Origin of the sequence: Fibrella forsythiae (assembly GCF_017353175.1) — a bacterium.
Taxonomy (GTDB): Bacteria; Bacteroidota; Bacteroidia; order Cytophagales; family Spirosomataceae; genus Fibrella; species Fibrella forsythiae.
Genome location: NZ_JAFMYW010000003.1, coordinates 515,353 through 540,561, shown reverse-complemented (window position 1 = coordinate 540,561; position 25,209 = coordinate 515,353). Strand labels below are relative to the sequence as shown.

General features: G+C 50.2%; 21 protein-coding genes. 18 read left to right on the top strand and 3 right to left on the bottom strand.

All coding sequences use genetic code 11. The annotated features are described in order from the left end of the window. Window positions 1–69: 69 nt before the first annotated feature. Window positions 70–693 carry a response regulator transcription factor gene (locus J2I46_RS13650; protein ID WP_207329583.1) on the top strand — a complete coding sequence of 208 codons (624 nt, stop codon included), beginning with the start codon at window positions 70–72 and terminating at the stop codon, window positions 691–693. Here the strand turns inward: J2I46_RS13650 and J2I46_RS13645 are convergent. Beyond that, entirely contained in the window at window positions 641–2,446 is a 1,806-nt protein-coding gene (locus J2I46_RS13645) for a sensor histidine kinase (RefSeq protein ID WP_207329582.1), read from the bottom strand. The two genes, J2I46_RS13650 and J2I46_RS13645, sit on opposite strands and share 53 nt — an antisense overlap. A gap of 276 nt (window positions 2,447–2,722) precedes the next feature. On the opposite strand from J2I46_RS13645, the gene J2I46_RS13640 reads away from it, so the two are divergent. The 12 genes from J2I46_RS13640 (at window position 2,723) to J2I46_RS13585 (ending at window position 16,941) form a co-directional block, all read left to right on the top strand. Then, the gene (locus J2I46_RS13640; RefSeq protein WP_207329581.1) at window positions 2,723–3,460 is read left to right on the top strand and encodes an RNA polymerase sigma factor; all 738 of its coding nucleotides are present in this window, start codon (window positions 2,723–2,725) and stop codon (window positions 3,458–3,460) included. Window positions 3,461–3,474: 14 nt separating this feature from the next. Continuing rightward, the gene (locus tag J2I46_RS13635; RefSeq protein WP_207329580.1) at window positions 3,475–4,194 is read left to right on the top strand and encodes a tetratricopeptide repeat protein; all 720 of its coding nucleotides are present in this window, start codon (window positions 3,475–3,477) and stop codon (window positions 4,192–4,194) included. 5 nt (window positions 4,195–4,199) lie between these two features. Beyond that, entirely contained in the window at window positions 4,200–6,119 is a 1,920-nt protein-coding gene (locus tag J2I46_RS13630) for a caspase family protein (protein WP_207329579.1), read from the top strand. A gap of 6 nt (window positions 6,120–6,125) precedes the next feature. Beyond that, complete coding sequence (locus tag J2I46_RS13625) at window positions 6,126–8,810, top strand: CHAT domain-containing tetratricopeptide repeat protein (RefSeq protein WP_207329578.1); 2,685 nt, start codon at window positions 6,126–6,128, stop codon at window positions 8,808–8,810. Between the two features lie 67 nt (window positions 8,811–8,877). Beyond that, window positions 8,878–9,546 (top strand): hypothetical protein, encoded by a 669-nt coding sequence (locus J2I46_RS13620; protein ID WP_207329577.1) that lies wholly within the window; start codon window positions 8,878–8,880, stop codon window positions 9,544–9,546. A 238-nt stretch (window positions 9,547–9,784) separates the two neighbouring features. Beyond that, window positions 9,785–11,437, top strand: coding sequence for a PKD domain-containing protein (locus tag J2I46_RS13615; protein WP_207329576.1), 1,653 nt, complete (start codon window positions 9,785–9,787; stop codon window positions 11,435–11,437). Between the two features lie 73 nt (window positions 11,438–11,510). After that, window positions 11,511–12,836 (top strand): OmpA family protein, encoded by a 1,326-nt coding sequence (locus J2I46_RS13610; protein ID WP_207329575.1) that lies wholly within the window; start codon window positions 11,511–11,513, stop codon window positions 12,834–12,836. A 21-nt stretch (window positions 12,837–12,857) separates the two neighbouring features. Continuing rightward, complete coding sequence (locus J2I46_RS13605; protein ID WP_207329574.1) at window positions 12,858–13,568, top strand: hypothetical protein; 711 nt, start codon at window positions 12,858–12,860, stop codon at window positions 13,566–13,568. A gap of 37 nt (window positions 13,569–13,605) precedes the next feature. Then, window positions 13,606–14,049 carry a hypothetical protein gene (locus J2I46_RS13600; RefSeq protein ID WP_207329573.1) on the top strand — a complete coding sequence of 148 codons (444 nt, stop codon included), beginning with the start codon at window positions 13,606–13,608 and terminating at the stop codon, window positions 14,047–14,049. Window positions 14,050–14,054: 5 nt separating this feature from the next. Continuing rightward, on the top strand, window positions 14,055–14,642 hold the full coding sequence (locus J2I46_RS13595; protein ID WP_207329572.1) for a hypothetical protein: 588 nt from the start codon (window positions 14,055–14,057) through the stop codon (window positions 14,640–14,642). Then, window positions 14,639–15,229 (top strand): hypothetical protein, encoded by a 591-nt coding sequence (locus tag J2I46_RS13590; protein ID WP_207329571.1) that lies wholly within the window; start codon window positions 14,639–14,641, stop codon window positions 15,227–15,229. Before J2I46_RS13595 ends, J2I46_RS13590 begins: the two co-directional genes overlap by 4 nt. An 11-nt stretch (window positions 15,230–15,240) precedes the next feature. After that, complete coding sequence (locus J2I46_RS13585) at window positions 15,241–16,941, top strand: OmpA family protein (RefSeq protein WP_207329570.1); 1,701 nt, start codon at window positions 15,241–15,243, stop codon at window positions 16,939–16,941. Window positions 16,942–16,965: 24 nt separating this feature from the next. Here the strand turns inward: J2I46_RS13585 and J2I46_RS13580 are convergent, their stop codons facing one another. Next, window positions 16,966–18,594 (bottom strand): CotH kinase family protein, encoded by a 1,629-nt coding sequence (locus J2I46_RS13580; protein ID WP_229379743.1) that lies wholly within the window; start codon window positions 18,592–18,594, stop codon window positions 16,966–16,968. A gap of 210 nt (window positions 18,595–18,804) precedes the next feature. Here J2I46_RS13580 and J2I46_RS13575 point away from each other — a divergent pair, with 210 nt between their 5' ends. From J2I46_RS13575 to J2I46_RS13555, 5 genes are all read left to right on the top strand, one after another. Beyond that, entirely contained in the window at window positions 18,805–20,637 is a 1,833-nt protein-coding gene (locus tag J2I46_RS13575; protein ID WP_207329569.1) for a tetratricopeptide repeat protein, read from the top strand. After that, complete coding sequence (gene lolB1 / locus J2I46_RS13570) at window positions 20,630–21,520, top strand: lipoprotein insertase outer membrane protein LolB1 (protein ID WP_207329568.1); 891 nt, start codon at window positions 20,630–20,632, stop codon at window positions 21,518–21,520. The genes J2I46_RS13575 and lolB1 overlap by 8 nt, the downstream gene beginning before the upstream one ends. 101 nt (window positions 21,521–21,621) lie before the next feature. Then, complete coding sequence (locus J2I46_RS13565) at window positions 21,622–23,004, top strand: murein hydrolase activator EnvC family protein (RefSeq protein ID WP_207329567.1); 1,383 nt, start codon at window positions 21,622–21,624, stop codon at window positions 23,002–23,004. Between the two features lie 106 nt (window positions 23,005–23,110). Beyond that, window positions 23,111–23,929, top strand: coding sequence for a 3-methyl-2-oxobutanoate hydroxymethyltransferase (panB, locus tag J2I46_RS13560; RefSeq protein ID WP_207329566.1), 819 nt, complete (start codon window positions 23,111–23,113; stop codon window positions 23,927–23,929). A gap of 56 nt (window positions 23,930–23,985) precedes the next feature. Next, window positions 23,986–24,717 (top strand): RluA family pseudouridine synthase, encoded by a 732-nt coding sequence (locus J2I46_RS13555; protein ID WP_207329565.1) that lies wholly within the window; start codon window positions 23,986–23,988, stop codon window positions 24,715–24,717. 77 nt (window positions 24,718–24,794) lie between these two features. Here J2I46_RS13555 and J2I46_RS13550 read toward each other — a convergent pair whose 3' ends face one another. Beyond that, a complete protein-coding gene (locus tag J2I46_RS13550; RefSeq protein WP_207329702.1) occupies window positions 24,795–24,977 on the bottom strand; it encodes a hypothetical protein in 183 nt (60 codons plus the stop codon). Window positions 24,978–25,209: the final 232 nt, after the last annotated feature.

Here is a 25,209-nt window from a genome sequence, read left to right as displayed (position 1 = left end):
CAGATAATAAATGAAAGTATATAGATGCATTCAATTTCTTTGTAGCCTGTTCTTAATGACCCACTTAGTATGTTCAAGGTGCTTTTAGTTGATGACTTACCGCTCTGGACAGACCTGATGTCTAGAGCCTTTGTGGGGCATCCAACCATTCAGATTATCGGTTCGGTTTCTACTGTCGCCCAACTTTGGGAAAAACTAAAATACCAGCAACCCGACCTGTTGCTTCTCGATCTGATTCTGGGTAACGAAGTAACTGACCTTAGCCTGGCAAAGCGGCTGAAACAGACATACCCCAACCTGAGAATCGTATTGCTGACAAGTGCCAGCCAGAATGCATTGCTTATTCAGGAAGCGAATCAGTTGGGGCTTGACGGCTACCTGAGTAAACAGATTACGAAAGACGAACTGGTTGATTTTTTGCTGAAAGCCGAGCAAGGCGAACGGGTCTTCAGTAATGATGTGAAAGATGTGCTGATCAATATCAATAAAAATGGCCTGCCCAGACTCACCCCGCGCGAGAAAGAAATTCTTAACCGGATTGATCTTGGCATGAAACGGGCCGACATTGTGAAAGATCTGTTGATAAAAAATACCAATACCTACGACTCTCACGTTCACCACATTAAGGAAAAACTAGGCGTTAAAAGTACGAACGAACTACTCCGAAAAGCTGCCGAACTGGGCTATATCTAGCCTTAACCCTATTCAACTTGGCAAGTTGCGGCAATTGAACACGCACCGTAACCAGGGCTCCGCCAGCTGGCCCATTGGTGGCCTCAACAGACCCATCGAGGTTGTGCTGAACAATACGGCGGATACTCTCCAAGCCATAGCCACCGCCAGAACTATTATCGGCAAAACCTTTGCCGTTATCCCGCATTCGAATAGTCAACGAATCATCGTGCTGGCCCCAAATCAGGTCGAGCCATGCCGAAGTGGCCTCGGCATGACGCATTACGTTATTGACCAGTTCCAGACCGATCAGGTACAGCTCAAACTCCTGCCTGGCCTCCAGCCGCCTTTCGTTGCCGTCTGTATTAAAATGAAACTGCACTTGGTTTCGCGTATTATAATTCGTGATCAGGGTCTTGAGAGCAACGGGCAACCCCTGTTCGTCAAGTAGCGTTGGCGGCAAACTACGAGCCAGAATACGGAGTTCATCCAATGAGTTATCGAGCTGTTTTTTCAGGTTCACCAGCAGGTTTAAATTGGTCTCCGTCAACCGTTTCCACTCCAATTGACTCAGTCCAAACAACATGGTCGACAAGGTGGTCCCAAACGAGGTGTGCAATACTATAGACAGCCATTCGCGCTCCGACTTTCGGCCAGCCAGGTTGGATACTTCCAGTTCCATCTTCCTGCGTTTCCGCTCTGCCCTGATTCCTTCGGCGAAACCCAGTGATAGCAGCAGAATCTCAATAATCGACGCCACCTGAATGGCATTATGCTGCCAGAAATTCGTTCCTTCCAGCCAGCCCGATCGTTCACACATGACTATCAGAACGCCAGCGAACAGAATTAGCGTAGCCAGAAAGTAGTACCAGGCAGGTCGGTAACCTTCTACGATTCTGACCAGACTAATAAGCAACACGGTCAGATAAGCGAATAGAGGTACCGTGAAATTGAAGAACAACGAATACGAAACCGGAAACATTCCAGTTAATAACAAACTATAAATCAACAGGTTAATAGCCTGCATCCAGCGTAATAGTTTGTACATCCAACCAGCGGTTTCCAGTTTCAGGCCCATGCTGTAGAATCGCAAGCCGAGCACACTGACCAGAACAATCACCCCGTTGAGCAGGGAAACCACGTGCTCCTGCCAGAAGGGATGGTACACCAGCACCAACCGTTCAATGTAATTGCCGTTTCCCCGAAGCAATTCGTTAAGCAGGTAAGCCGATAGATACGCACTGAAAAGAAGGTAGCTTTTCGTCTGATTGTAGAAGAAGAGCAGCAGGTGATAAAGAATTGTAATGGCCAGAAAACCAAAGTAAAAACCCAACCAGAGCGATGTAGTCTGAGCAGCATTATAAAAAGCATCCTGCTCATAAAGGGTCAGCGGAAATAGTTTGCTCGCCATACCATCGCAACGCAGATAAAGATGTACTTCCTGACCTGCAGCCAGCCGTAGCGGAAATACATAATTGTGGGTTGCTAACGGTCGATGTGCCTCACCCCGGCTATTCCCGGCCAGTATCTGCCCTATTTGCTGACCAGCCTGATTGAACACGTACAGGTCGGCCGTTCGAAAGTGCGAATAACCCAGTTCGAGTAGCCACCGCAGATCTGTAGCTACCGGGTTGGCTATAAACCGACAATGGAACCAGTAGACTGATTTTGAAAAACCAAACGACGGTATCAGCTTTTTACTCTGCACAAACTGATGGGAAGCCCGAACGTCGGCTATCGACAACGTACCTGAAGAATCTTCCAAATACTCCACAAACCTGCCAAGTGGATATATCGTTGCCGATTCATTAACTCGGAGTAATGGCGGCGACTGCGCGGATGCACAATGAAGCAGTCCTGTTGACAGAACAAGACAAAGGAAACGGACGAACATAACGGGAGTGGAAGAAACATCCGAAAAATACAAAACAATCAAACGATCAAGCCCATACAATGGCTGTTTATAAAGGTTCCCTTTATTGACTGGCCTTTCTTAATGCGGCAATTTTATGGCCGCATTTACCTGATGATAGTGTGATGCTGTTTGTTTATGCCCTCGAAACCTATTGATCGTTCGGCCCGCTTTTATTTCGATCGGATCCGGGCATTGCTCGTTGGCGACACGAAGCCCTGTGCCCGGTTTAGTACATTTCAGGAACTACATGAGGCCGTGGGCAATTCAAACGAGCTGATTCGTAACCGGGCTTTCCAGTGTTTGTATGACCGTTACCTTAAGGTGGCTTCGTCTGAAGCGCGACGATTTAAACTGCGCGATGAAGAGCGGGCTGCCGAAGCGCTGGATCGGGTTTTTGTAACGATGCACCAGCGGATCAATACCGGAAAATTACGATTGACCGATGAACCGCATATGGCCAATTATATTAAACTGGGTGTTCGATTCCGGCTCACAACGTACCTGAAGAAAGACTTGCAAATGCCTTTACTCCACGCCGATGATCTTCAGCCAGTATTGGCACAGGCAGGCATACAGGTTGAATCGGAGCTTGAGTACATGCTTATTAATGAAGCAGTCGAGCGGGCGCTGGCCACCCTTTCAGTTACCTGTCAGCAAAAATTGCTCCTGTCGCGAATGGGGTTATCGTACGATGAGATTGCCAGCGAATTGAAAATCGACCCTAAATCAGTTAAAACTGGCGTTTACCGATGCCGGATCGAGTTGAAAGCTGAACTGCTTAAATTGAATATTCTGATTCGGCCAAACAGAGCAACAGGAAACAATACCGGTGATTCAACTACATCGGTTAGTGGTGAGTCTACTTCATCCTAGCAAACGAAGCGCAAATGGACCTTTCCAACGACTTATTCAATGAAATAGACGCTTATCTGAACAAACGGATGAGCCCCACTGAACGGCAGGTTTTCATGGAACGTATGAACCAGGACGCTGAGCTTAGACAGGAAGTTGATATCCAACAACAGATTCAGGATGGGCTGGATGCGGTGGTCATGCAACGCCAGCTAGCCGCCATGCGAACCGGCATTGGCAGGCAGCAGCGACTTCGCCGAACGGTTCGGTATGCCAGCGCATTTGTGCTGCTATGCCTGGCGTTTACCGGTGGCTTCTTCTGGTATCAATCTACGCAAACGCTCACGCCTGAACAGGCGTTTATGGCGTATTATGAACCAGAACCCAACGCACGTGAAGATGCTGTTCAGCCAGCCGGTCTGGCAGCGGCCCGCGCCGAGTATTATGCTGAACACTACCCGGAAGCACTTCGTCTGCTGACCAGCATTCCCCCCGACTCGCTAGGCCTTGTTTCCTACTACCGGGGCATAACCCTTCTGGCTATGAGCCGCCCAAACGACGCCATACCTGCGCTCAGTAGCGTCAGCCAGTCGCCCGATCTCAGTCTGCGGCAACGAGCCGACTGGTACATAGCACTGGCTTACCTCAAAACCGGCGATACCACAAAAGCCCGGCAAACACTACAGGTTATTAGTGACAATAATACGCACCCATACAGAGAATGGGCCACTGACGTGTTGGAAAAACTACGCTGACGGGTATGATCAGATATGTGTTGCTGACAGGGCTACTTGTGCTTTGTGCCACCGAGCTGGCATGGGCCACAAAGCGGGCATTACTAATCGAGATAGGCCATTACCCGCCAGGGCGCGACAGCCTGCACACCGCCCGCGACCGCTACTGGATGACCCAGACGCTGCAGCAGCAGGCGTTTACAGATGTGCTCATTCTGCAGGATCGCCAGGCCAGCGCAAAAGCCATTCGAAAAGCGCTTGGCGATCTGATAAACCACTGCAAACCAGGCGATAAAGTCATCATTCATTATGGTGGACATGGTACACAATTGCCAGATCAGAACGGCGATGAGACCCTGGATCAAAAAGATGAAGCCCTGGTTCCCTACGATGCTCCGCTCCCAACTACTGCCGCCTATAATCGATCAAACCTGCTGATTCGTGATGATGAACTGGGGGAATACCTTGACCGGCTTCGCAATGTGCTGGGGAAACAGGGACACGTACTCATTTTAATCGACGCCTGCCATTCGGGAAGCCTGTCTCGAGGGCAGGCCCGTATCCGGACAGACAACATCGGACGCACGGCCTTTCCAATCAACGAACCAGGATCAGGCTGGTTCGATCGCCCCAAGTCAACAACCCGAACAGCCCGACCAGTCGGTAACGTTGTCATGATTTCTGGCGCACAGGCCAGCCAAAAGCAATACGAGATCCGTGATGACGACAACCAGTGGGTAGGCCCAGTGTCGCTCTTTTTTAATAAGGCCATGCAGTCGATCAATGATCAGACAACGTACCTGACCTTATTCGGGCAGATTAAACAACAGCTAAAACGCAAGCTGACCCTGCAGAATCCTACAATAGAAGGCGATTCGACAGCCCTATTACTGGGTGGTGACCTTGTCATTCCCAGCCTGTTGACCCGCGTTAAACTGGAGGCCACGAAACGGTTTCGGCTCATGAAAGGCATGATCCTGGGTTACACGAAGGGGTCAACTATTTCGGTCAAACTAAGCCGCGGCGACGACGCCCCACAGCTACTGACAGGTCAGGTAGTTCAGGCAACACCGCTAGAATCAGTTATTGAACTGCTTAATCCTGTGCCAGATCATGATTCAATAACGATTCAAACAGACCTGGCAACCCAGGCTCTTCAGCCAGGGTCGGCCCGCGTTACCCTGTTCGGATTCAGCAACGCAAGGCAACGGCAGGAACTCAACATGGTGCTGCAACAAGTACCCGGCATTCAATTAGTTAACGACGGGGCCGACTGGCTGATTCGTTCTAACGAACAATGGATTGGGCTTTACCAGGCAACAGACGGGCTATTGATCGAGCGATTCCCGGTTACGGAAACAGCTACTCTGGCAACCCGCGTGAAGGCGCACGCACAAGCTAACTGGCTACGCGACATGGACATCATAAATCCGGCAATGCAGGTAGCCGTTGAGTTGGTTCCAGTGCGGCTTTACCCCAATCGTGACACCATCCAGACACGGTTACCCATCGAGTTACTGAATGGATTGCCGGTTTTGCGCACCGATCAGCAGGCCTGGCTCACGGTCAGCAATGTAGGTACGTCGCCGTTTTATTTTTCATTAATCGACATTCTGCCCGATGCTGGCATTTCTGTAGGAATCCCCAATAACAGGTATCCGGCTGCTTCATTAGGACTAAAACCGGGCGAAAGCCGTTCGTTTCCAATGCGTGAAATCACTCCGCCGATGGGTCTGGAAACGTATAAACTGCTACTGTCACGCACACCCGTTGCCCTCAAAGCAACGGTTCAAACCCGAGGTGCCCGTTCAGATGTCGGCGCTGAGCATCATCCCTTATCCATACTGGTAGCTTCCCGGCTTCGGGGCAGTCCAGCCCAGTCGTTACTGCTCAACGAGGCAGGTACCGGCCTGTTTCAGTTCTGGGTAGCTGCCCCTAAACACTAAACGTTTATGAATCAGATGGTACGAATACTAGCCCTGACACTCCTGCTGGTTGTGGTCAAGCCTGTCAGCCTGAAGGCGCAGGGATTAAAAACGCTGAATAGCCAGATACAGAACGCTATAGCTTCCAACGACTTCGACCAAGCCGAAAAAATGATTGATTTTGGCCTTAAAGTAGCAACGGAAAAATACGCAGACCAGCCAGTTTTGACCGCTTTTTTTCTTTCACAAAAAGGAGCTTTATACCAGAAATCACAACGTGCGTCAAAGGCAGTATTCATATTGAATGAAGCGCTGGCGATCTATGACCACTACCCAAACGATCCGGGCCAGATAGCTACGTTAATTACAGCAGGTGATACATATCTCGACATGGACCAACCAGGGGAAGCGCTTCAATTTTTCGACAAAGCGAACAAGCTGCTTACTACTAATTTTAATGGTCAATACAAAGAACTTGATGCTGCAATTAATAATGGATTAGGTGGCGTATATGGTCGATTAAATGACCCCGAACAGTCGCTTATATTTTTCAGGAAAGCGATTTCTTACTATAAAAAAGCGGCTCATCCCGGCTATATTTCTGCCGTGCTAAACATGGTACCAGAATTAGGCATTTTAGGATATACAGACGAAATACTAGCTGAAATTACGGATGCTGAGGCATTTATTGCCCACTGGTTTGAGGGCAAACATCCTTCGTTGTGGCGTCTTAAGACAGATCGAGGCCAGGCCTATGTGAGGCTAGGTAAACATCAGATGGCCGATATATCATTCAAGACCTCATTGGCGCTAGCGAAAGCACAATTTGGCCCAACGAGTATGCCAGTTGCGATTGTTCATAACATGATAGCGAGTCTTTACAGGCAGGATTCCACAACATACACCCGCTCGGCCGAACACCGATTAGAAGCGCTGAGAATTACCAAAGAAATAGGTTTAGCCAAAGACATACTTGTAGCTCGTTCCGAGAATGATCTATCTTCGCTGTATATGACAATGGGCAAACATAAACTTGTGGCTCCGTTGCTGAGTGAAGCTATTGATATCGTGCAACACATTCAGGCGAAAAATTTCGGTTTTATTTCAGAAAAACAAAAGGAGTTATATGCAAAAGACGGAGCACTTATTTTCAACAATACGATCTCATTTACTTCGTCTATAATCGAGCATGATGAAGACTCACTAATGCAGCAGTTAAGTTATAATGCCGCTCTATACATGAACGGTTTATTGCTCGATGATGCGCGCCAACTTCGAAACGTGATTCGAAAAAGTGGCGATACATCGCTTGTTCGGCTTTATAATCAATCTGTTGACTTAAAAAGGCAGATAATCGGTTCGTCAACTCAGCAGCAAACTACCCTGTCTGCTGAAGTTGACCTTGTCGAACGGCAATTAGCCCGGTTGTCGAGCGTATACAACGACCTTAGGGTACGTACACAATTAGACTGGAAGCATATACAACGCAAGCTCGCACCGGCTCAGGCTAGCGTAACTTTTGTTCGATACAATGCATATATAGCTACTGCAAATTACAATGGCGATAGCATTCTTTATGCCGCCATGGTCATTCGCCCTGGCTACACCTACCCGCGTTTTGTGAGGCTTGGTAAAGAAAGTCAGCTCAGGCAGTTGCTGGCTGATAGTGAAACGCCCACAGCGCTCTATACCAGTCGTGGCCCACGGTTTGGCACCATCACCTATGGCGACTCGCTGTACAGATTGGTGTGGCAGCCCATTGAGAAATTAGTTGAAGGCGTCAATCGCGTCTACTTTTCGGCAGATGGCCTCCTGCACCGGGTAGCGTTTGCGGCCATACCATTACCCGGAACAACGGCGAAAACACCCGCGAGTAAACGTTACCTCAATAGCCGGCATGAGCTCTACCAACTGTTTAGTACCCGGCAGATTGCCCAGGGAATAAGGCCATTACGCTGGCAATCGGGTATGTCTGTAGCTCTTTTGGGAGGCATCAGGTATGAGCCCGCAGGTACGTCGGCCAGTGGCAACAACAAGGATGCAAAAGAATCGGACACGTACCTGCAAAAAGCAATTCAAACGAGTAACCTAATCCCGTTTCCTTACCTCGACGCAACCAGACAGGAAGTGACCGCGATTCATCGGCTTTTGCCCCAGTCAGTACTAACTATTGGTACTGATGCATCAGAGAAGCGATTCAGGCAGTTCTCTGGCAACTCACCAGCTATTCTGCATCTGGCCACCCATGGTCTGTTTATTCCGGCAGAGTCAGAGAATAAATCACCTGGTGGTATAGACAAGGCACTTATGCGCTCGGGGTTGGCTATGGCAGGTGCCAACAGACTTTGGCAAACAGGTACTCAATTGCCCGAAGGCGATGACGGCGTATTAACAGCGTATGAAGTAGCTGATCAGGACCTGAGCCAAACTCGCCTTGTTGTACTTAGTGCGTGTGAAACGGCCCTCGGGGACCTTCGGGGCGCAGAAGGTGTATTCGGACTGCAACGATCGTTCAGACTGGCGGGAGTCGAGAAACTATTGATGAGCCTATGGCCCGTTGATGACATACGTACCCAGCAACTTATGACCTTTTTCTATACGTACCTGAAGGCAGGTCAAGACGTACGCTCGGCGTTTAAGACAGCACAACTCGATATGCAAAAGCAGGTAGACGACCCAACCATATGGGCGGCATTCGTGCTGGTTGAATGAGGTATAGCTTGTATTGGTAGCAGGTAAAAAACGGGATGTCAGCCACGACATCCCGTTTTTTTTTCGAGTGCGTGTATACCTTTTCCGAAATGACGTGAAGGGCAAATCGAGACCAAATCCCTCGATTGCCATGTTCACAACCAAACAATTGACGACCCCTGCCGAATTGGCCCGGTTCAGTGCCGATTACAAACTTGCTTCTCTGGGTGTCACAGTATCTGCCGACTATCTACAGCGCGTTCGGCAAGTGACAGTTGTCGTTCTTACGGCGCGGCCCGATGTGTATCTGGGCGGATACGTGATCAATGATGTGCCACCTCACCGCTATTTTATAGCTCCGGGCGAGGCCGCCAAAGATCGATCGCTGGCTTCGCTTCACCTGTGCGAGAACGACCTGGTAGAAATAGGAGCCATATGGTTCAAGAAATACCGATCGCCATTCCGTGAAATTCATCGACTGGTATTTTTTGCCGCTATGCTCCGCGACGCCCTCAAAACAGGCCGGCCGTTTATTCTGGGTGGCTCTTTCGTACAAAAAATTCAGCAGGCGCAGCGCAACGTGTTACCAATGCTGATTTATGAAGACCGGGTTACTGTGGGCGAGGTTACGGCCACACTTCAACTCTATGTGGGTTCGCGCCGGGGTATATGGCTTCGCTTTGCCCGCACACTGGTAAAGGATGTGACAGACCGGCTACTGAAACAACGTACCCCAACCACTGTAACCCATTTCTGACTATTCCAACCAGATATATCAGGCTAGCAATCAAGGTTTTTACTAGTAAAAAAGGTCAAAAACCTTGATTGATTCTGAGGCATGTATCAAGGTACTTTGCCCATACCGCTCAGCTAACAAGCTGATTGATGCCGTTTCTATCCACACCATTATTTCTTCTATCAATTCTCAAAAAACGTTAGCTATGACGCCGATCAATAGTTTTCACTCAGGCAACCCATCAGTAGTATTTCGTATAATGAAATGGGTAAGTCCATCATTAATCTACACGTTTGTGCTACTGGCTGCCCTGTTTACCAGTTGCAAACAGACCGACAAACCTGCGCCTCCTCAGCCTCCGGTCGTTAAAGTAGCTACAACTACTACGAGCGCAACGCTGGGCAGTTCGGTTGTGCTGGATGGCAGCGGATCAACTGACCCGCAGGGACAGGCACTGACCTATAAGTGGACAATCAAAAGCCAACCCGACGGAAGTAAGGCAACTATTACAAATCCAACCAGCCTGACAGCAGGTTTTGTACCCGACAAACCAGGTACGTATGTGCTGGTGCTAACAGTTACCGCCTCGGGTGGTTTGTCTACGTCAAGCGAAATAACTGTTACGGTTGCCATACCGGGCAAGCCCCCAGTGGTTAATGCCGGTGTATCGTCTACCGTATCAACCGGTCGAAAAGTGACCCTGGATGGCTCAAAAACAAGTGACCCCGACGGCGATAAACTAACCTACCTGTGGACGATCAAATCGAAACCAACGGGCAGCGCAGCGACCATCACGAATGCCACCAGCCCCATTGCCGAATTTACGCCGGATCTGCTGGGTACGTATGTTTTTTCACTATCCGTAACAGATGGTAACTGGCCCACCGTCAGCGCTGACGTAACCGTGACGGTAACGATACCAGTGGTTAAAGAGATAACAGGAAGATGGAACACCACCGACGGTACCGGGGGAGGTAACGAGTATACACCCCGTAACCATTTCTACACGTTCGACGTAGCCACCAACAACCAGCCAATATCCCTTTCTCTGACCTCGTCAGATGTTAACGTAGGGTTTTACATCTACAATCCGCTTGGTCAGGAGGTCAATCGGTCTGGTTTTGGTCGAAATCAAACCGGTGATATTGTCGTGAACGCTGGTACCTACACGGTCATGGTTTGTTCAGGTCAGCGGTACGACATTGGTAATTACGTACTCAAGGGCCGCGGGTTTGGTTCAGAGTTTACCCGCATACCGGCGCTGAATGGACGAGCAGCCAATATTTCATTCGGGCCGGAAGGGGGAGGTGGAACCGTTTTCACGCCCCGGAACCATTATTACACATTTGAAGTCACAGCCGACAATTCCGTTACAGACATAAACATGCAGTCGGCACAAATGCCTGTATGGCTAACGCTTATCGGCCCTTCCGGCGCAGAGGTTGATCGCAATTCCTTTGTTGGCACACCCCGGTATTTAATCAACAAGCTCAACAAAGGCGTGTATGGCTTATGGGCAAGTTCAGGTAGCCGTGATGCTATCGGAACATACACACTTGACATTTTTGGTCAGGTTCAGAACCTGAAGCAGTACGTATTTGAGTCGTCGACTATTGCGGATACCTATCGTGGTAAGAACGCGCCAACGGTATACACGGTAAATGTAACTACCGACAACACGATTCTGGACATTTCGCTGCGGTCGCCAGATATACGAGGTGCGATCTATCTGGCTGATCCAAACGGTACGCAAGTGGCCGCCAATTCATTCTACGAAAACTATAACTACATCCTGAAGGACGTACGGAAGGGTCAGTACAAAATCACGATTGAACCAGATCGTAATAGCTCGGGCATTGGCAATTACACACTGTCTGTCTACGGCAAATTCACTGATCTTAAAAAACAGTAATACCTGTTCGGGCCGAAGCTGTATGGTTTCGGCCCAACTAAGCTGGCTATCTGCATTCTATCTCTACCCGTTTATGATCAAACTTTTTCTATACCTGCTGGTAGGTACGTTCCTGCTTGCTCCTGCTGTAGCAAAACCGGTTATCAAGCCCGTTTTCGCCGCCAGTATGCTGGCTGACACAACAGTACCGGCAACCACCACGCTTCGATTGATTCTGGATTCGCTCCGAAATCAACCAACGCTTAAAGGGGTGAAAATCAAACTTCAGGATATCAATTTCGAAACCAATTCGTTTGTGCTGACCGCTAGCAGTGCCGCTTATCTGGACACTATTGCTGGTGTACTGAATAAAATTCCGGCGGTTATGCTCGAAATCGGGGGACACACTGATAATGTTGGTCCACCACAACGTAACCTGACGTTATCGCAGAACCGGGCGCAGGCTGTCCGCAATCGGCTTGTTGGAGCGGGTATGGTCACCGCCAAACGGGTTACGTTTCGGGGCTATGGCGAAGGGCACCCGGTGGCACCTAACACGACCGATGCTGGCCGTACACTGAACCGACGTGTTGAGATGCAGTTTGTGGGGCTGGATAACGGGCAGATAACCAAAATTTACCTCCGCGACGGGCAGATCATTCCGGCGGCACTGGTCTATCTGAATGAACAAACCCAATCGGTACTCTACAAAATCGACGAGAACACCCCCTTACTTGAGTTGCCTTGCGATAAAGTGCTGAAGCTCATTTATGCTGACAATCGGGTTAAACTACTCGACTGTCCGCCGCCGCCAAAAGAGAGTACACCGCCGGTATCGGCTGCGCCTGCGGCACAAATCCGGCAAAAACGGGTATCACCACTGTATCTGGTTATACAGGCCGGTGCAGGCTATATGCTGGGAGAAAACCCAGCCTGGACCAGCAAAACAATTGGTTATGCTCATGTGCTCGGCTTTGGTGGTAATCTATTGGCTGGATACCGCCTCTCGAACCGAATTAGTGTCGGCTTACAAACGGGCTACTGGCGCTGGTCGACCCTGGTTGAGTACAAAACAAGCTCGGATGGCCCGGTAATTCGTCGGTATAACAGTGATGCAACCCAGATTCCACTCTCGGTTACCATTCCGGTATACATCACGAAGGCGGTTTACCTGATGCCGGAAGGGGGCATCAACCTACTGACAATCAATGCTGGTTTCGACGACGTGCGGGAGAGGTTTACCGGCCTGCAAACGAGTTTAGGGGGTACACTAGGCTACACCACTGACCACAAAAAACGGGTCTGGTTTGATGCAGGGCTATTTTACCGGGTACACCAAAAAGCAACCTGGGACAAACAGTATGGTGTTCCGGCCATGAACTACGCCGGTCTGAAACTCGGCCTTGGCTTTTCGCTCTAATACATTAACCACGCTAACAACATGAAAATTAAATACTTACTCTGCATCGGAGGGTTACTGATCTTCCTGGCCGGTTGCACCATAAAACGGGAAGTCATTCAACCATCCGGGTATGATTTCAGTACGGATATTCTCCGTCTTGTTCCGGCAGAAACCATTGCGAAAGTCCGCGAATTGGGTGTCACCATTTACGAAGGACGTAACCCGCCCAACATTGAAGGAGCCTACCTCCTCGCCCCGCTTTATATGACGAAGAGTAGCGTTCCAAATGAACCAGTTAAACCAGATGGCTTCAACGATTACAAGATTAAGGTATACGCACAAAACAGTGCAAACCTAACTGCTTCACTTGATACAAAGTCGATCAGTAAAAGCACCGGCAGCGTAGCGGCTACATCCACCGGTCAGGGAACGTACCTGGCAGGAAATGGCAATTTCTTCTCCTTGTTTGTCATCCTTGAGACTAAGCGCACAACGAATACGACCCGTAGCCGCACAGTAGAAGTGTATTCCGGCGAGTTAACGACTACCGGCATTCGTAACCTGGAGTCTACGCTGTTTATGCTGGAAGATTACGGCGACCCTAACAATGAATTAATCCCCATCAATACAGGGCGAGCGTTTAAGGATAGCGACGGGTTTTCTGAACGAATTACCAATTTCCGTCTGGCAGCCACGGCCAGCAAGCCAGAACAGGGACGTATTACGTCTATCGTTCCAGATGGTCTGTAACACCTCTTACTGTCACTAACTATTTCCTCAGAAAGGCATGAACGACAGCCATCAAACAACAACGGGAAGCAATGCCCGGTTTCGGATTAGTTTGTTGCTACTTACGGGGTTACTCCTCGTTAAACTATGGACATTGGGCGGCCGATCGCAGGAAACGGCCAATGCGCAGTTGGCTGGGCAGTCTGGTGGGTTCAGGCCTGTAGCCGAAGAAAACGCCAATGTGTGGGGGCTTGCAGGCTCACTGCTCAATCTGTTTAGCGGTGGTGGATCGGCTGCCCGAAACCAGCGTGAGGTGGAGGATGCCAAAGCCAATCAACAGGCGTCTGACCAGCAAAATCAGGAACGATACTGGAAAGAAGACGAACAACGCCGGGCCGATGAACGAGACCAGAGAGAGCAGGACATGAACGATGCACGCGAACAGAAAAAAGCCGAAGACCAGCAATATTATGATCAACGTAAAGCCGAGCAAGGCTACTGATACCAATGGAGCAGGATAAAACCACCACCAGTACCATTGGGCACTGGGTTACAAACAGCCAGGTACCCCGGCCAGTCTTCATTTTCGCCTGCCTTATTTTGTTGATGGCGGGCATCAAAGCCATTACCGGCGGGTGGGTGGCCAACCAGCCCGCTTCCATTGCTACGGCTATCGGCGACGGGCTGATGAGCGTTTTTCATGATGATAAAGGGCTGAAAAATATGACCCTTATCTTCACTAAAGATGGCAGGAACAACGAAGGCAGCGTTGAGCTCCGTGATGTTGGTGCTGGATTAGGCGCGCTCATTTTTGGGGGTACACCACGTGTTGGCGGCAAACTGTATTTTCAGAACTACCAGCATTCATCCGGAGTAATCCTGAACGGGGGCCCACTTGACATTGAGCTGTCGAATGCAACTACCGAAACGCAAAAAGCGGGTAGGTACAAAGTGCAGGGTAGCGTCAGTGCATCGGGCAGTAACCAGCCAGTATACGTACAACTCGATTTTATTAGCCCAGCTGAGACATACGGTGTTGAGCAGCTTTCCGGCAACGTTACGATCAACGGTAAAACCACGCCTATTCAGCCATGATACCAGCCAGCGAATCGCACACAGCCAATGCGCCCAGTGCCACAGCCAGGTCAGGCTTTTTCCTGAGCGGCACACTCACAAATGACCTGACCATAGCGGCACTGGGCGCCATGGCCGGCTCGGCCGTTTCTTACCTGTTTCTGCTCGTAAAACTGGGTTTTGCGGGTGCCGTTTTTGTATACGGATGCAAAATTGTCATGTATTGGGGTTTATTACAGGTGGGGCGGCTCTATCAGCTCACGTGGGTACGTCGCGGAGCAAGTCTGCTGCTTCTGACGAAGCTGATAGGCTTGCTGCCTTTCGTCATTACTGGCTTCACAGCTTCAGTTGCAACCTGGCTAACAGGAATTCTGGAAGCGATTGGCATAATGATAACTTTTATTGACATCTGGGGACTACGACGCACGGTCAACCAGCCGCTTGTTACAGCGGTTGTGGTGGGTTTTGTGGCAGAGCTATTTATCGGCGCAATGGAATTGCTGCCTCAGCCGGTATTCTATCTGGTAAAATCGGCCAATGTAGGCCTGCTCGCCTGGCTGTTTTACGAGATTATTACCCAGAATTCACCCTCGCGCTCCTCCCGATAGCCCCGGAATGAATGATACGACTAAGCTACCTCCGGTTAAGCTGGCTGTCGCTGGCCATACTTTTATCAGGTACGGCCACTGCCCAAACGAGCAATGATCTTAGTGCTACATTCAATAGCCTTTTGGGGAAGGGTGTGGTGAACAGGTGGATTAAAAATGAGCCGATAACGACCAGTATACGCGATGCAGATAAGCGGATAGACTTAAACGATTCGTTTGGTAATGACCAAACGTTCCGCCCGATTCACCGCCGCCCTCGATCTGCAACAGGTGGGTACATCCTGACGCCCGGTTTTTACGAACTCCGTAGCCGAAGTTATTGCATCAGGGCGGGTACTCACGCGCCCAGTAACGGCGATGGCTACCTGTATGCTCCACTACTGGGTCGCCAAAAAGACATCGTTGCAACGGTACTGGCCGAGTCGGCCCGGCATAGCGAAATAGATCAACACCAGGTACAGCTCCTGCTGTGGGCTATTATTGCCCGTAGTGACTTCAGCACAATGAATAGTGAACTGGTTGGGGTAGCTACTACCCTGCTGACTCCTTCGCAATTGCTTCGGCTAAACAAACAGGCCCTTATGGGCATTGCTCTGTCACTAATCGATTCGCCAGAAATAACCGCCAGTCTGCGCAGTATATTTAGTGCCGAACATCAGATTCGTGAATTAATTGGTCAGGCGCAGAGCAGTTTCCAGGATATAGAACAACTGGCCATGCTGGCAGGCCCGGCCCTTGTCGATAATCCCGACGTACGCCGTGGGCGATGGTCTAAACATCCTGATGGATATTATATCCGCTATTTTCCGGCAGGCTACAGCCGAACAGTTGTTCAATTGTATGTTCCGGAAGGATTATCAACCGTTGAGTTAGATTTTACTGATGATGTTGCCGTTCCGGCCAATACCGGGGCACAGCGGCTGGCACTATCTAACGTTCCGTACGACACAACAGGTTACGCACCAGAAGAACACCCGGTTATGGCGCAGCAGTCTAAAACAGTACCCGCAGTAATACCAATTTCTCCCACTCCTAAACCGTCTGTGGTGGCTCCCGTGCCTACACCTCAGTATCAACGCATCTGCGGGCTCGTTGTCGATGCAGACAAGCGAACTGCCATCACCGGAGCCACATTGACCGTGGGAAGCCAGCAACTTGTTACCGATCGGGAAGGGCGATTCTCGCTCCTTAACCTTACTGCCGGCCGCTACATCAGTCTGATCACCGAGGCGCCGAATTATATGCCTGACAGCCTGGAGACCGAAATAAAACGCTTGTCAGACTGCCAGTCTCTGGTTGTCTATCTGAAACCAGTTCCGGTGCTTAGAACCAGTGCATCTGTTGTGCTAGGGAACACGCCCATGCGCGAAGGTGACCGGATTGTTCTGGAGAATATTCAGTTTGAACAAAGTCGCAGCGACTTATTACCAGCCGGAAGAGCGGAACTGGATAAAGTGGTGGCCTGGATGCAGTCTCATGAGACGGTAACTATAGAATTGTCGGGCCACACCTCAAACGAAGGGTCGCGCAACCTGAATCTAACGTTGTCTAAAGCACGGGCCGCTGCCTGCAAAAGCTACCTGATTCGGCAAGGAATCGAGGCTGGTCGCACTAAAACGGCAGGCTACGGACCAGATCAGCCAATTGTTTCAAATGACTCGCCAGAGAAAGCAAAAAACCGGCGCGTAGAACTTAAAATTGAGCATCTGTGATCGTTCGGTATCAGAACAGATACCTCAATACCGCACAATCACCTTCGATACCGGCCCGCTTTGCGTGGTCACGGTTAGCACATACGTACCTGGCCCACGGGTGAACTGATGGGCAGACAGCGTTCGCTCGAACGTACCTGCGGACTGATTAGGCCAACGTACCTGATAGACGGAAAGCCCCTGCATATCAGTCAACGTCAAGGCTACGTCGGTAGGGTCGGGAAGCGGGAGAGTCACCAGCACATCACCAATAGACGGGTTTGGTCCCAAACGTAACGCACTGGGTTCAGTAGCCAGCGGAGCCATGCCAAATTGCTCGATGGCCACATCCATCCAGCCCAGGCGTTGCGTAATCCAGTCTTTCAGGTAATCTACTTCTTTCTGGTAAGTTGAGCCAACGTAACCGTTTGGCCACACATAGACGCCAATGACCGGCCACTTCGTAAAGTTGCGGATTCGGGCTTCTGTCACCAGCGTCGTTGTTGAATCGACGAAAGCGCCTAATCGCTGGGGCGTCAGCACTGTCTGCCGCAGGGCTTTATACTTTGCTTTTACCTTCTTGCCGAAGGTGAGGTCCTGTAGCATCCGTTTCCACCAGAACGGAATGGAGTAAACGTCTTGCGGGCAAACGGTATTAAAATCGAAGGCCCATCCGGTGTAGCTATTCCCGTTGCAGTAGTCGGCATTTCCATAGGTCAGGTTATAATCCCAGATAGGGCCCATCACGATTTTAGGATTTTTAGAATCCCGGTCTTTATAGAAATAGGCGCTTAACCGATATCCATCTACGTTCCGGCAGATTTCGGTCAGTAACAGGTAATCGATGAACGAGTCCTCATCAGCAAACTTCCTGAACCCCTTGTCGGGATCCGCAAAATCAGGTCCATTCAGTGCATTTTCGAAATCAGTAACGTACCTGGTTATATACTGAATTTGCTCGGGGGCCAGGTCTTCCGGCTTAGGCCGATCAATCTGGATACGAACCGGCACCCGCGATGAGCCCGCAGAATAGGGCGATGTCCAGGTAACTGAAGGGGAACCTTCCGTTTTATCAATCTTCAGAATATAGCCCCCCGTAACGGCATCGCCCGTAATATCGGTTTTCTTGATACTGGAAATGTTCACCCGGTTCTTATCCCGCTTTAGCCGCTCCATCAGGATGTAGATTCCCCGGTATTCGCCGTTCAGCACCAGTTCGCAGTACCTGAAGCGTGACGCGTAGTATGGGCTCATCTTGCGGTAAAAATCATAGGTCAGCGTTTCGCGCACCAGCGTTTTGTCGTTATAAGTTGCGTTCAATACCCAATCGCTCTCAGCGGGCATACCCAACACAGATTTTGTTACAGAGTTTACGCCTGTTGAATCGCGCAGCTCAATACCGTATGGTTTCTTCGGGAAAAGCACCTGCGACGAGGCTCCGCGCAGTTCAATGCCGATGACGCTGCTAAACGAAGCCTTGTCTGTGATGACATTACGTTTGCCGTTGCCATTGTCAATGACACGCATCTCGGCCACAATTTTCGGGTCATCTACAATCGTTCCACCGCGGGTATCGATCAGCAGAATGGGCAGATTCGAATCAAAGAATGACTGGCTTTTTACCAATGTCGGCAGAAGCAGCATGCCCAGGCATAGAAAACGAAAGGTGGTCATAGGAGCAGCGGAGATAGAACAGCCATCGGGCTTCTGTGGAAAGGCATGGGCCACAGGCTAGCTACTTGTGGTGCTGGTACGGCGTTTGCTCACAGAACCAGTTAAGGGAAAGGTAGTTTGCGGGTTTGGCTGTACATTTGTTTACCTTGCCTATACCGTTTTCCAGCAATACCAGACTAGACCGGGGCGTTGATAGTGTATTTACTCGTTATGCCGTTGATTTTCACATCCTGTAGCCCACTTACTCTGCCTTTCGCCGGAGTACGAAAACTGTGGCCTTCCCTGCTGGTTGGCTTGTGTCTTTCCCTGCCCGCTACGACACTGGCCCAACGCAAGACTGTCCCGGCACTCAGCCAGCCGACACCCGTGACTGCCATCGACAATGGGGCCATTGCTCAACCGGCGGTGAAGTCAGATAAGGCCGTTGCCGAGGAAACCGAGTTTACCGATGCCTACCGGTTCCTGCTCGTTGATGAACCAACGAAGGCAATCACAGCCCTCGAAAAAATGGTGGCCAAGAACCCGGCCAATGCCGCCACGCAGTATGCCCTGGCGTCGGCCATGATTAAGGCGGGCAAAACGACCGAAGCACTTCCCTACGCCCAGAAAGCCTATCAACTCGACAAGAATAACGCGTATTACCTGCTGCAGGTGGCCGAACTGTATGTGAAGCAGAAGCGCTACCCCGAAGCGGAAGAACTCTACGAAAGTCTGCTGGCGAAAGGATCCGAAACAATCGAATATGGGGTTGAACTGGCCGCCATCTATCTCTTCGACGACAAACCCGACAAGGCACTGGCTACCTACGACCGCGTAGAGAAGGCAATGGGCCTGAACGAAGAGATCACCCACCAGAAGCAACGTATTTACCTGAAGCAGAACAAAGTAGACAAAGCCATTGAAGAGGCCGAAAAGTTGATTGCCTCCGAACCGGCCGACCCTGAATTTCTGGTCGAAGGTGCCGAGTTGCTGATGGCCAATGACCGCGTGCCGCTTGCCACTACTTGGCTGGAACGCGCCCTGAAACTCAGCCCCGACAATCCACAAGCCAACATGATGCTGGCTGATATTTATCGTAAACAAGGCAACCTCGACAAATCAAATCAGGCGATACAAAAGGTATTTGCCAACCCAAACCTGGAAGCGGGTCTGAAAGCCCGGATCTTATCGAGCTACGTAGGTACGTCGGGTGATAGCCCCGCCGCCAAACAGGACGCCCTGAAAATGGCGCAGGAGCTAACTCGCCAGAGCCCGAACGACGCCAAAGCCCAGGTCATGCTGGCCGACCTGCTGATGCAACAGGGGCAGAAAGCCGAAGCCCGCGATGCCTACGTACGCGCCGCCCGCCTCGACCCGTCTACCTATGAGGTTTGGGGAGCCATTGTGCAACTAGACGGCGAACTGGCGCAGGTTGACAGCATTCTTGTTCACACGGAAAAAGCACTGGAAGTGTTTCCTAACCAAGGATTACTCTGGTATTCAAACGGGTCGGCAAACCTGTACAAGCGTCGCTATCAAGAGGCGGTAGATGCTCTGGAGGAGAGCCGGAAACTGTTGGCAGGTTCTAACGGTAAATTACTGGTTGAAATCAACGGGGAGTTGGGCGATGCTTACAACGGCATTCGCGACTATGTTCACTCAGATGAAGCGTATGAAGCGGCGCTGAAGGCCGATCCTATCAACGACCGGGTGCTGAACAACTACAGCTACTTCCTGTCGTTACGTAAGGAAAACTTGCCGAGGGCAAAGACCATGTCGACAAAATTGGCAGAGTTGCACCCAACCAATGCAACGTACCTGGACACGCACGCCTGGGTGTTGTACGTCATGAAAGATTACGCGGGCGCAAAGAAATTCCTGGAGAAAGCCATACAGTCAGATCCTGAGCATGTCAGCGGAACAATTCTGGAACATTACGGTGATGTTTTGTTCCAGTTGGGCGATAAAGCCAAAGCACTTGAACAGTGGAAATTAGCCCGGCAAAAAGGCGAAGCCAGCGATCGGCTCGACCAGAAAATTGCGGGCGGAAAATTATATGAATAGAGTTCTGTTGTATGCCTTGCTGGCAAGCACCCTGGTTTTACAGGCCGGTTGCCATCGTCAGCGCATAAAAAATACCCCGCCCGCTGCCACTCTTTCGGCCGATACGGTGGCAATTAGCCAGCCACAACCAACCACAACCAACCCTGCGCCGCCAGATGCCGTCACCACAACGGCTCCGATAGCCAGCACCACACTGGCCCGCCCCGGTATCGACGAAGCCCGCGCCAACGTGGCAGAGATTGACTTCACGTACCTGACGGCCAAATCAAAGTTGTCTTTCAAGAATAAGACTCAGGATATCAGCAATGCGAACCTGAACCTGCGCGTTCGCAAAGACAGCCTCATCTGGATCAGCATTTCTAAATTAGGTATTGAAGCTGTACGGGCCCTGATCACCCGCGATTCGGTAGAAATCATGGATAAGCTGGAACGTCGGTATGCAGTCTATGATTTCCCAACGCTGAGCCGTCAGTTCAATTTCGACATGAACTTCGATTTGCTGCAGGCATTAATTGTCGGAAATCTGCCGCTTCCGAAACGCCCGGCCCAAAAGATCAAAAAGGAGCGCGATTATTTGCTGCTTCGCCAAAGCGCCGGTAAGGTGCTGGTAGAGAACTATATCGGCGAAAATGACCGGAAGTTGAAACGGCTGATGGTAACCGAACAGCCCACCAAAAATGCCCTTCGGCTGGATTATGAAGACTTCAATATGCTGAACAACTTCCTGTTCCCGTATTCCAGCCTGGTCACACTCGATTATCAGTCACAGGCCGACGGGCAGTTCTATCAGACGCTTATTCAGATTAAACATAACAAGGTTGAATTGATCGATAAAGACCCCGGTTTTCCGTTCAGTATCCCGGCTAAGTATCAACGTAATTAGTCTTAAGTAACAGAGTCGTCGTTGCCCTGCTCAACGTTAATTTTTGCTTTAGCGGCGGGCTAGACAACAAACAACTCGATCACTTACGACTATTTTTGCCCATGCGCCTACTCCTCTTCCTGCTTATCGCCTTGTGTACGTCCCTCCCACTGTTTGCTCAGAAACGGGATCGGCAGGCGTTAGAGCGCGAAAAAAAGAAGAACATCGAGCAGTTGAATGAACTGCGTGAAGTCCTGAAAAAGACATCGTCGGAGAAGCAGGTATCCATTAGTCAGCTAAAAGCCCTAAGCGCCCAGATTGACGCTCAATCGAAGCAGATCAATTTGTTATCCGACGAAATACGGCTTAGTGAAGTCGAAATTTCTGATCTCCGCAAGGCCAGTCAGGTTTTGAACCGCGACCTCGACAAGCTTCGCGCCGAATACGCCCAAATGATTTACGCTGCTGACAAGCGTCGCCAGCAATTGAATCCACTTGGTTTTCTGTTTTCGTCGGAAAACTTCAACCAGCTCGTTGCGCGTTTCCGTTACCTGAAGCAATATGCCAAAGCCCGCCAGACCCAGAAGCGGGAAATGGAAACCGTTCAGACAGAACTAACTGGAAAACGCACTGCTACCGAGCAAAAACGCCGCCAGCAGACAGTAGTGCTTACAACCAAAGTGCGCGAGTCGGAGAAGCTGGAAGACCTTAAACAGGATAAGAACAAGGTTGTTGAGCAGTTGAGCCAGCGAGAAGGCGTATTGCGCGCCGAACTGGCCGAGAGCCGGAAGAATATAAATCGGCTCGAAAACATGATCACGTCGATCATTGCCCGGGAAGCTCGTGAGCGTGCCGAACGCGCTGCCCGCGAACGTGCCGAACGCGAACGGCTGGCTAAAGCAGAGGCCGCCCGATTAGCTGCCGAACGGCGCGAGGCAGAACGGAAACGTGCCGAAGCGGTGGCTAAAGCCAAAGAAGAAGGTAAGCCTGCCCCCCCGCCCGTTGTTATTATTCCCAATCCAGACCTGGGCGTTGCCAAATCTGACAATACGCGTACGCCTGGCAACCTCAACCGGGAAGAACTGGCGCTTGGCTCTTCCTTCGCCGCTTCCCGCGCCCGGCTTCCCTGGCCTGTTCAGCGTGGCTTTGTTTCAGAACGTTTCGGTGTTCACCCCCACCCGGTCCTAAAGGGTCTGAAAGTGTCTAATCCAGGTATCGATATTCAAACCAACGCGGGCGAACCTGTGCGCGCTATCTATGATGGCATTGTCATGAACGTTGAGTACGTTATGGGAAGCCAGAACGTAGTAGCCATTCAGCACGGCGATTACTATACGATCTACGCCAAACTGAAGAATGTAACGGTAAAAATGGGCGACCGGGTGAAAGCCCGCGAAACGATTGGCACCGTTGGTACAGACAATAGCGGCAACGCTGAACTGCAATTCCAGATTTGGAAAGAATTTGCCAAAATGAACCCCGAAGCCTGGCTGGCACCCAGGTAGGCAGTCTACCGTTTTCTGTTTACCGTTTTCTGTTGCTTCGCCCGATCGAAGTGCAACAGAAAGCGGAGCAACTGAAGACAGTGGACTGAAAACAGTAAACTAAAAAATGTCTGTTCACAATCCCGATATAAAACGCGTTACAACGCACACCCTTCAGGAATTGAAAAGCCGGGGCGAGAAAATTTCAGCCCTTACGGCCTATGATTACTCAATGGCCCGCGTGGTTGATGCGGCTGGTGTAGAGGTCATCCTGGTGGGTGATTCAGCCTCTAATGTCATGGCTGGTCATGAAACTACCCTCCCCATCACGCTCGATCAGATGATCTACCATGCAGGGTCAGTCGTTCGGGCTGTAAAGCGGGCGCTGGTGGTAGTTGATCTTCCGTTTGGCTCCTATCAGGGTAATTCATCGGAAGCGCTTCGTTCGGCCATCCGGATAATGAAGGAGTCTGGTGCTCATGCCGTGAAAATGGAAGGCGGCAGTGAAATTCGCGAGTCGATAACCCGCATTTTAAGCGCGGGCGTACCAGTTATGGGTCATCTGGGACTTACACCACAGTCGATCTATAAATTTGGTACGTATGCCGTTCGGGCCAAAGAAGAAACCGAAGCCCAAAAACTCATCGACGACGCCCTGATGCTTCAGGAAATTGGCTGTTTTGCCACCGTACTGGAAAAAATCCCGGCGGTGCTGACAAAACAGGTTTCTGAACAACTGGTTATCCCAACCATAGGGATCGGTGCCGGGCCAGACGCTGACGGCCAGATTCTGGTCATCCACGATATGCTGGGCATCAACAAAGAGTTCAAGCCACGCTTTCTACGCCGATACGCCGACCTGCACACGGCCATGCTGGAAGCCATTACGCACTACGTTGATGATGTGAAAGCCAACGACTTCCCGAACGAATCGGAAGCATACTGAGTTAGTATTAAGCTTTACCCGCTCCAATGGAACAGGCAAGGCTTAATGACATTTTTATGAAAAAGCGCGTACCCTATTCGGTGGTTTATGAAGACAACCACCTGCTGATCGTCAACAAAGAGCCGGGTGTACTCGTACAGACTGATCGTACCGGCGACCCTTCGCTTACTGAACTCCTCAAAGAGTATATTAAGGAAGAATATAAAAAGCCCGGCGATGTATTCCTGAATCCTGTTCATCGCCTCGACCGGCCCGTCAGCGGCCTGGTCGTTTTCGGACGTACCTCAAAAGCGGTTGAGCGGATGACCGAGCTATTCCGCAAGCGTCAGATCCAGAAAACATACTGGGCGGTTGTTCGGCATCACCCTGCTGAGAAGAAAGGTAAGCTGGTACATTATCTGATTAAAGATGAAGCCAAAAATCAGGTAACTGCCTACGACTACGAGGTTCCCGGCTCGCAACGGGCCGAATTATCGTATCGGCTTTTGGGGAAAATCAACGAGCATTACCTCCTTGAGGTGGAACCCCTGACAGGCCGTCCACACCAGATAAGGGCCCAGCTGGCCGCTATGGGTTGTCCAATCCGCGGCGACGCCAAGTATGGGTATGACCGCGAAGTGCCAGGTAAGAAAATCTACCTTCATGCCCGCCGGTTGTATTTTATACATCCCGTTAAAAAAGAGCCCTTAATTCTTCGTGCCGGTCTGCCGGTCGATCCTTTCTGGGAAGAATTTCTGGAATTGGATAACGAAGAATTCAAAGACAAAAACCTGGACTTCATCTTTTAAGGTGAAGCCTATAAAGAAAAGGCCCTGATACTGCGCAGTATCAGGGCCTTTTCTTTATAGATCTAAAAGTAAATCAATCAGGCTTCCGGCTGCACCGACGTATCTGTTGATTTGTAACTAATGTCGATACTCATCTGATCGATTACTCGTTCAGCCATGAGAACGGCTCCACGAAGGGCACCGAACACCATGCAAAGCGGCAACAGGATGGGCAGAAACAGTACCCATTGCAAAATCATGTACAACCGAATCGTTCTCATCTCTTTAACAGGTATATGGGTTGGTCACTTTTTAGAAGTGAATACCAAGTTCAATTCAAAACCTATGCCAACTTTTATTACGGGGGTAAAAATTTGTTCATTCAAAGTTAATCTTGGCATAATACAAAAACAAGATGCTAACTATGAATTCGCCTATTAAATTAATTAATTTAATTCAACGTCGACAAAACAAGTCTATAGGTTTACTATTTATTTTTTATAACCGTTTGAT

Coding starts and splice junctions, on each gene's coding strand:
- J2I46_RS13550 (WP_207329702.1), bottom strand. CDS start 24,977: ATGAGAACGATTCGGTTGTACATGATTTTGCAATGGGTACTGTTTCTG.
- lolB1 (WP_207329568.1), top strand. CDS start 20,630: ATGAATAGAGTTCTGTTGTATGCCTTGCTGGCAAGCACCCTGGTTTTA.
- J2I46_RS13575 (WP_207329569.1), top strand. CDS start 18,805: ATGCCGTTGATTTTCACATCCTGTAGCCCACTTACTCTGCCTTTCGCC.
- panB (WP_207329566.1), top strand. CDS start 23,111: ATGTCTGTTCACAATCCCGATATAAAACGCGTTACAACGCACACCCTT.
- J2I46_RS13580 (WP_229379743.1), bottom strand. CDS start 18,594: ATGACCACCTTTCGTTTTCTATGCCTGGGCATGCTGCTTCTGCCGACA.
- J2I46_RS13555 (WP_207329565.1), top strand. CDS start 23,986: ATGAAAAAGCGCGTACCCTATTCGGTGGTTTATGAAGACAACCACCTG.
- J2I46_RS13610 (WP_207329575.1), top strand. CDS start 11,511: ATGATCAAACTTTTTCTATACCTGCTGGTAGGTACGTTCCTGCTTGCT.
- J2I46_RS13605 (WP_207329574.1), top strand. CDS start 12,858: ATGAAAATTAAATACTTACTCTGCATCGGAGGGTTACTGATCTTCCTG.
- J2I46_RS13640 (WP_207329581.1), top strand. CDS start 2,723: ATGCCCTCGAAACCTATTGATCGTTCGGCCCGCTTTTATTTCGATCGG.
- J2I46_RS13630 (WP_207329579.1), top strand. CDS start 4,200: ATGATCAGATATGTGTTGCTGACAGGGCTACTTGTGCTTTGTGCCACC.
- J2I46_RS13615 (WP_207329576.1), top strand. CDS start 9,785: ATGAAATGGGTAAGTCCATCATTAATCTACACGTTTGTGCTACTGGCT.
- J2I46_RS13590 (WP_207329571.1), top strand. CDS start 14,639: ATGATACCAGCCAGCGAATCGCACACAGCCAATGCGCCCAGTGCCACA.
- J2I46_RS13595 (WP_207329572.1), top strand. CDS start 14,055: ATGGAGCAGGATAAAACCACCACCAGTACCATTGGGCACTGGGTTACA.
- J2I46_RS13635 (WP_207329580.1), top strand. CDS start 3,475: ATGGACCTTTCCAACGACTTATTCAATGAAATAGACGCTTATCTGAAC.
- J2I46_RS13565 (WP_207329567.1), top strand. CDS start 21,622: ATGCGCCTACTCCTCTTCCTGCTTATCGCCTTGTGTACGTCCCTCCCA.
- J2I46_RS13625 (WP_207329578.1), top strand. CDS start 6,126: ATGAATCAGATGGTACGAATACTAGCCCTGACACTCCTGCTGGTTGTG.
- J2I46_RS13650 (WP_207329583.1), top strand. CDS start 70: ATGTTCAAGGTGCTTTTAGTTGATGACTTACCGCTCTGGACAGACCTG.
- J2I46_RS13600 (WP_207329573.1), top strand. CDS start 13,606: ATGAACGACAGCCATCAAACAACAACGGGAAGCAATGCCCGGTTTCGG.
- J2I46_RS13585 (WP_207329570.1), top strand. CDS start 15,241: ATGATACGACTAAGCTACCTCCGGTTAAGCTGGCTGTCGCTGGCCATA.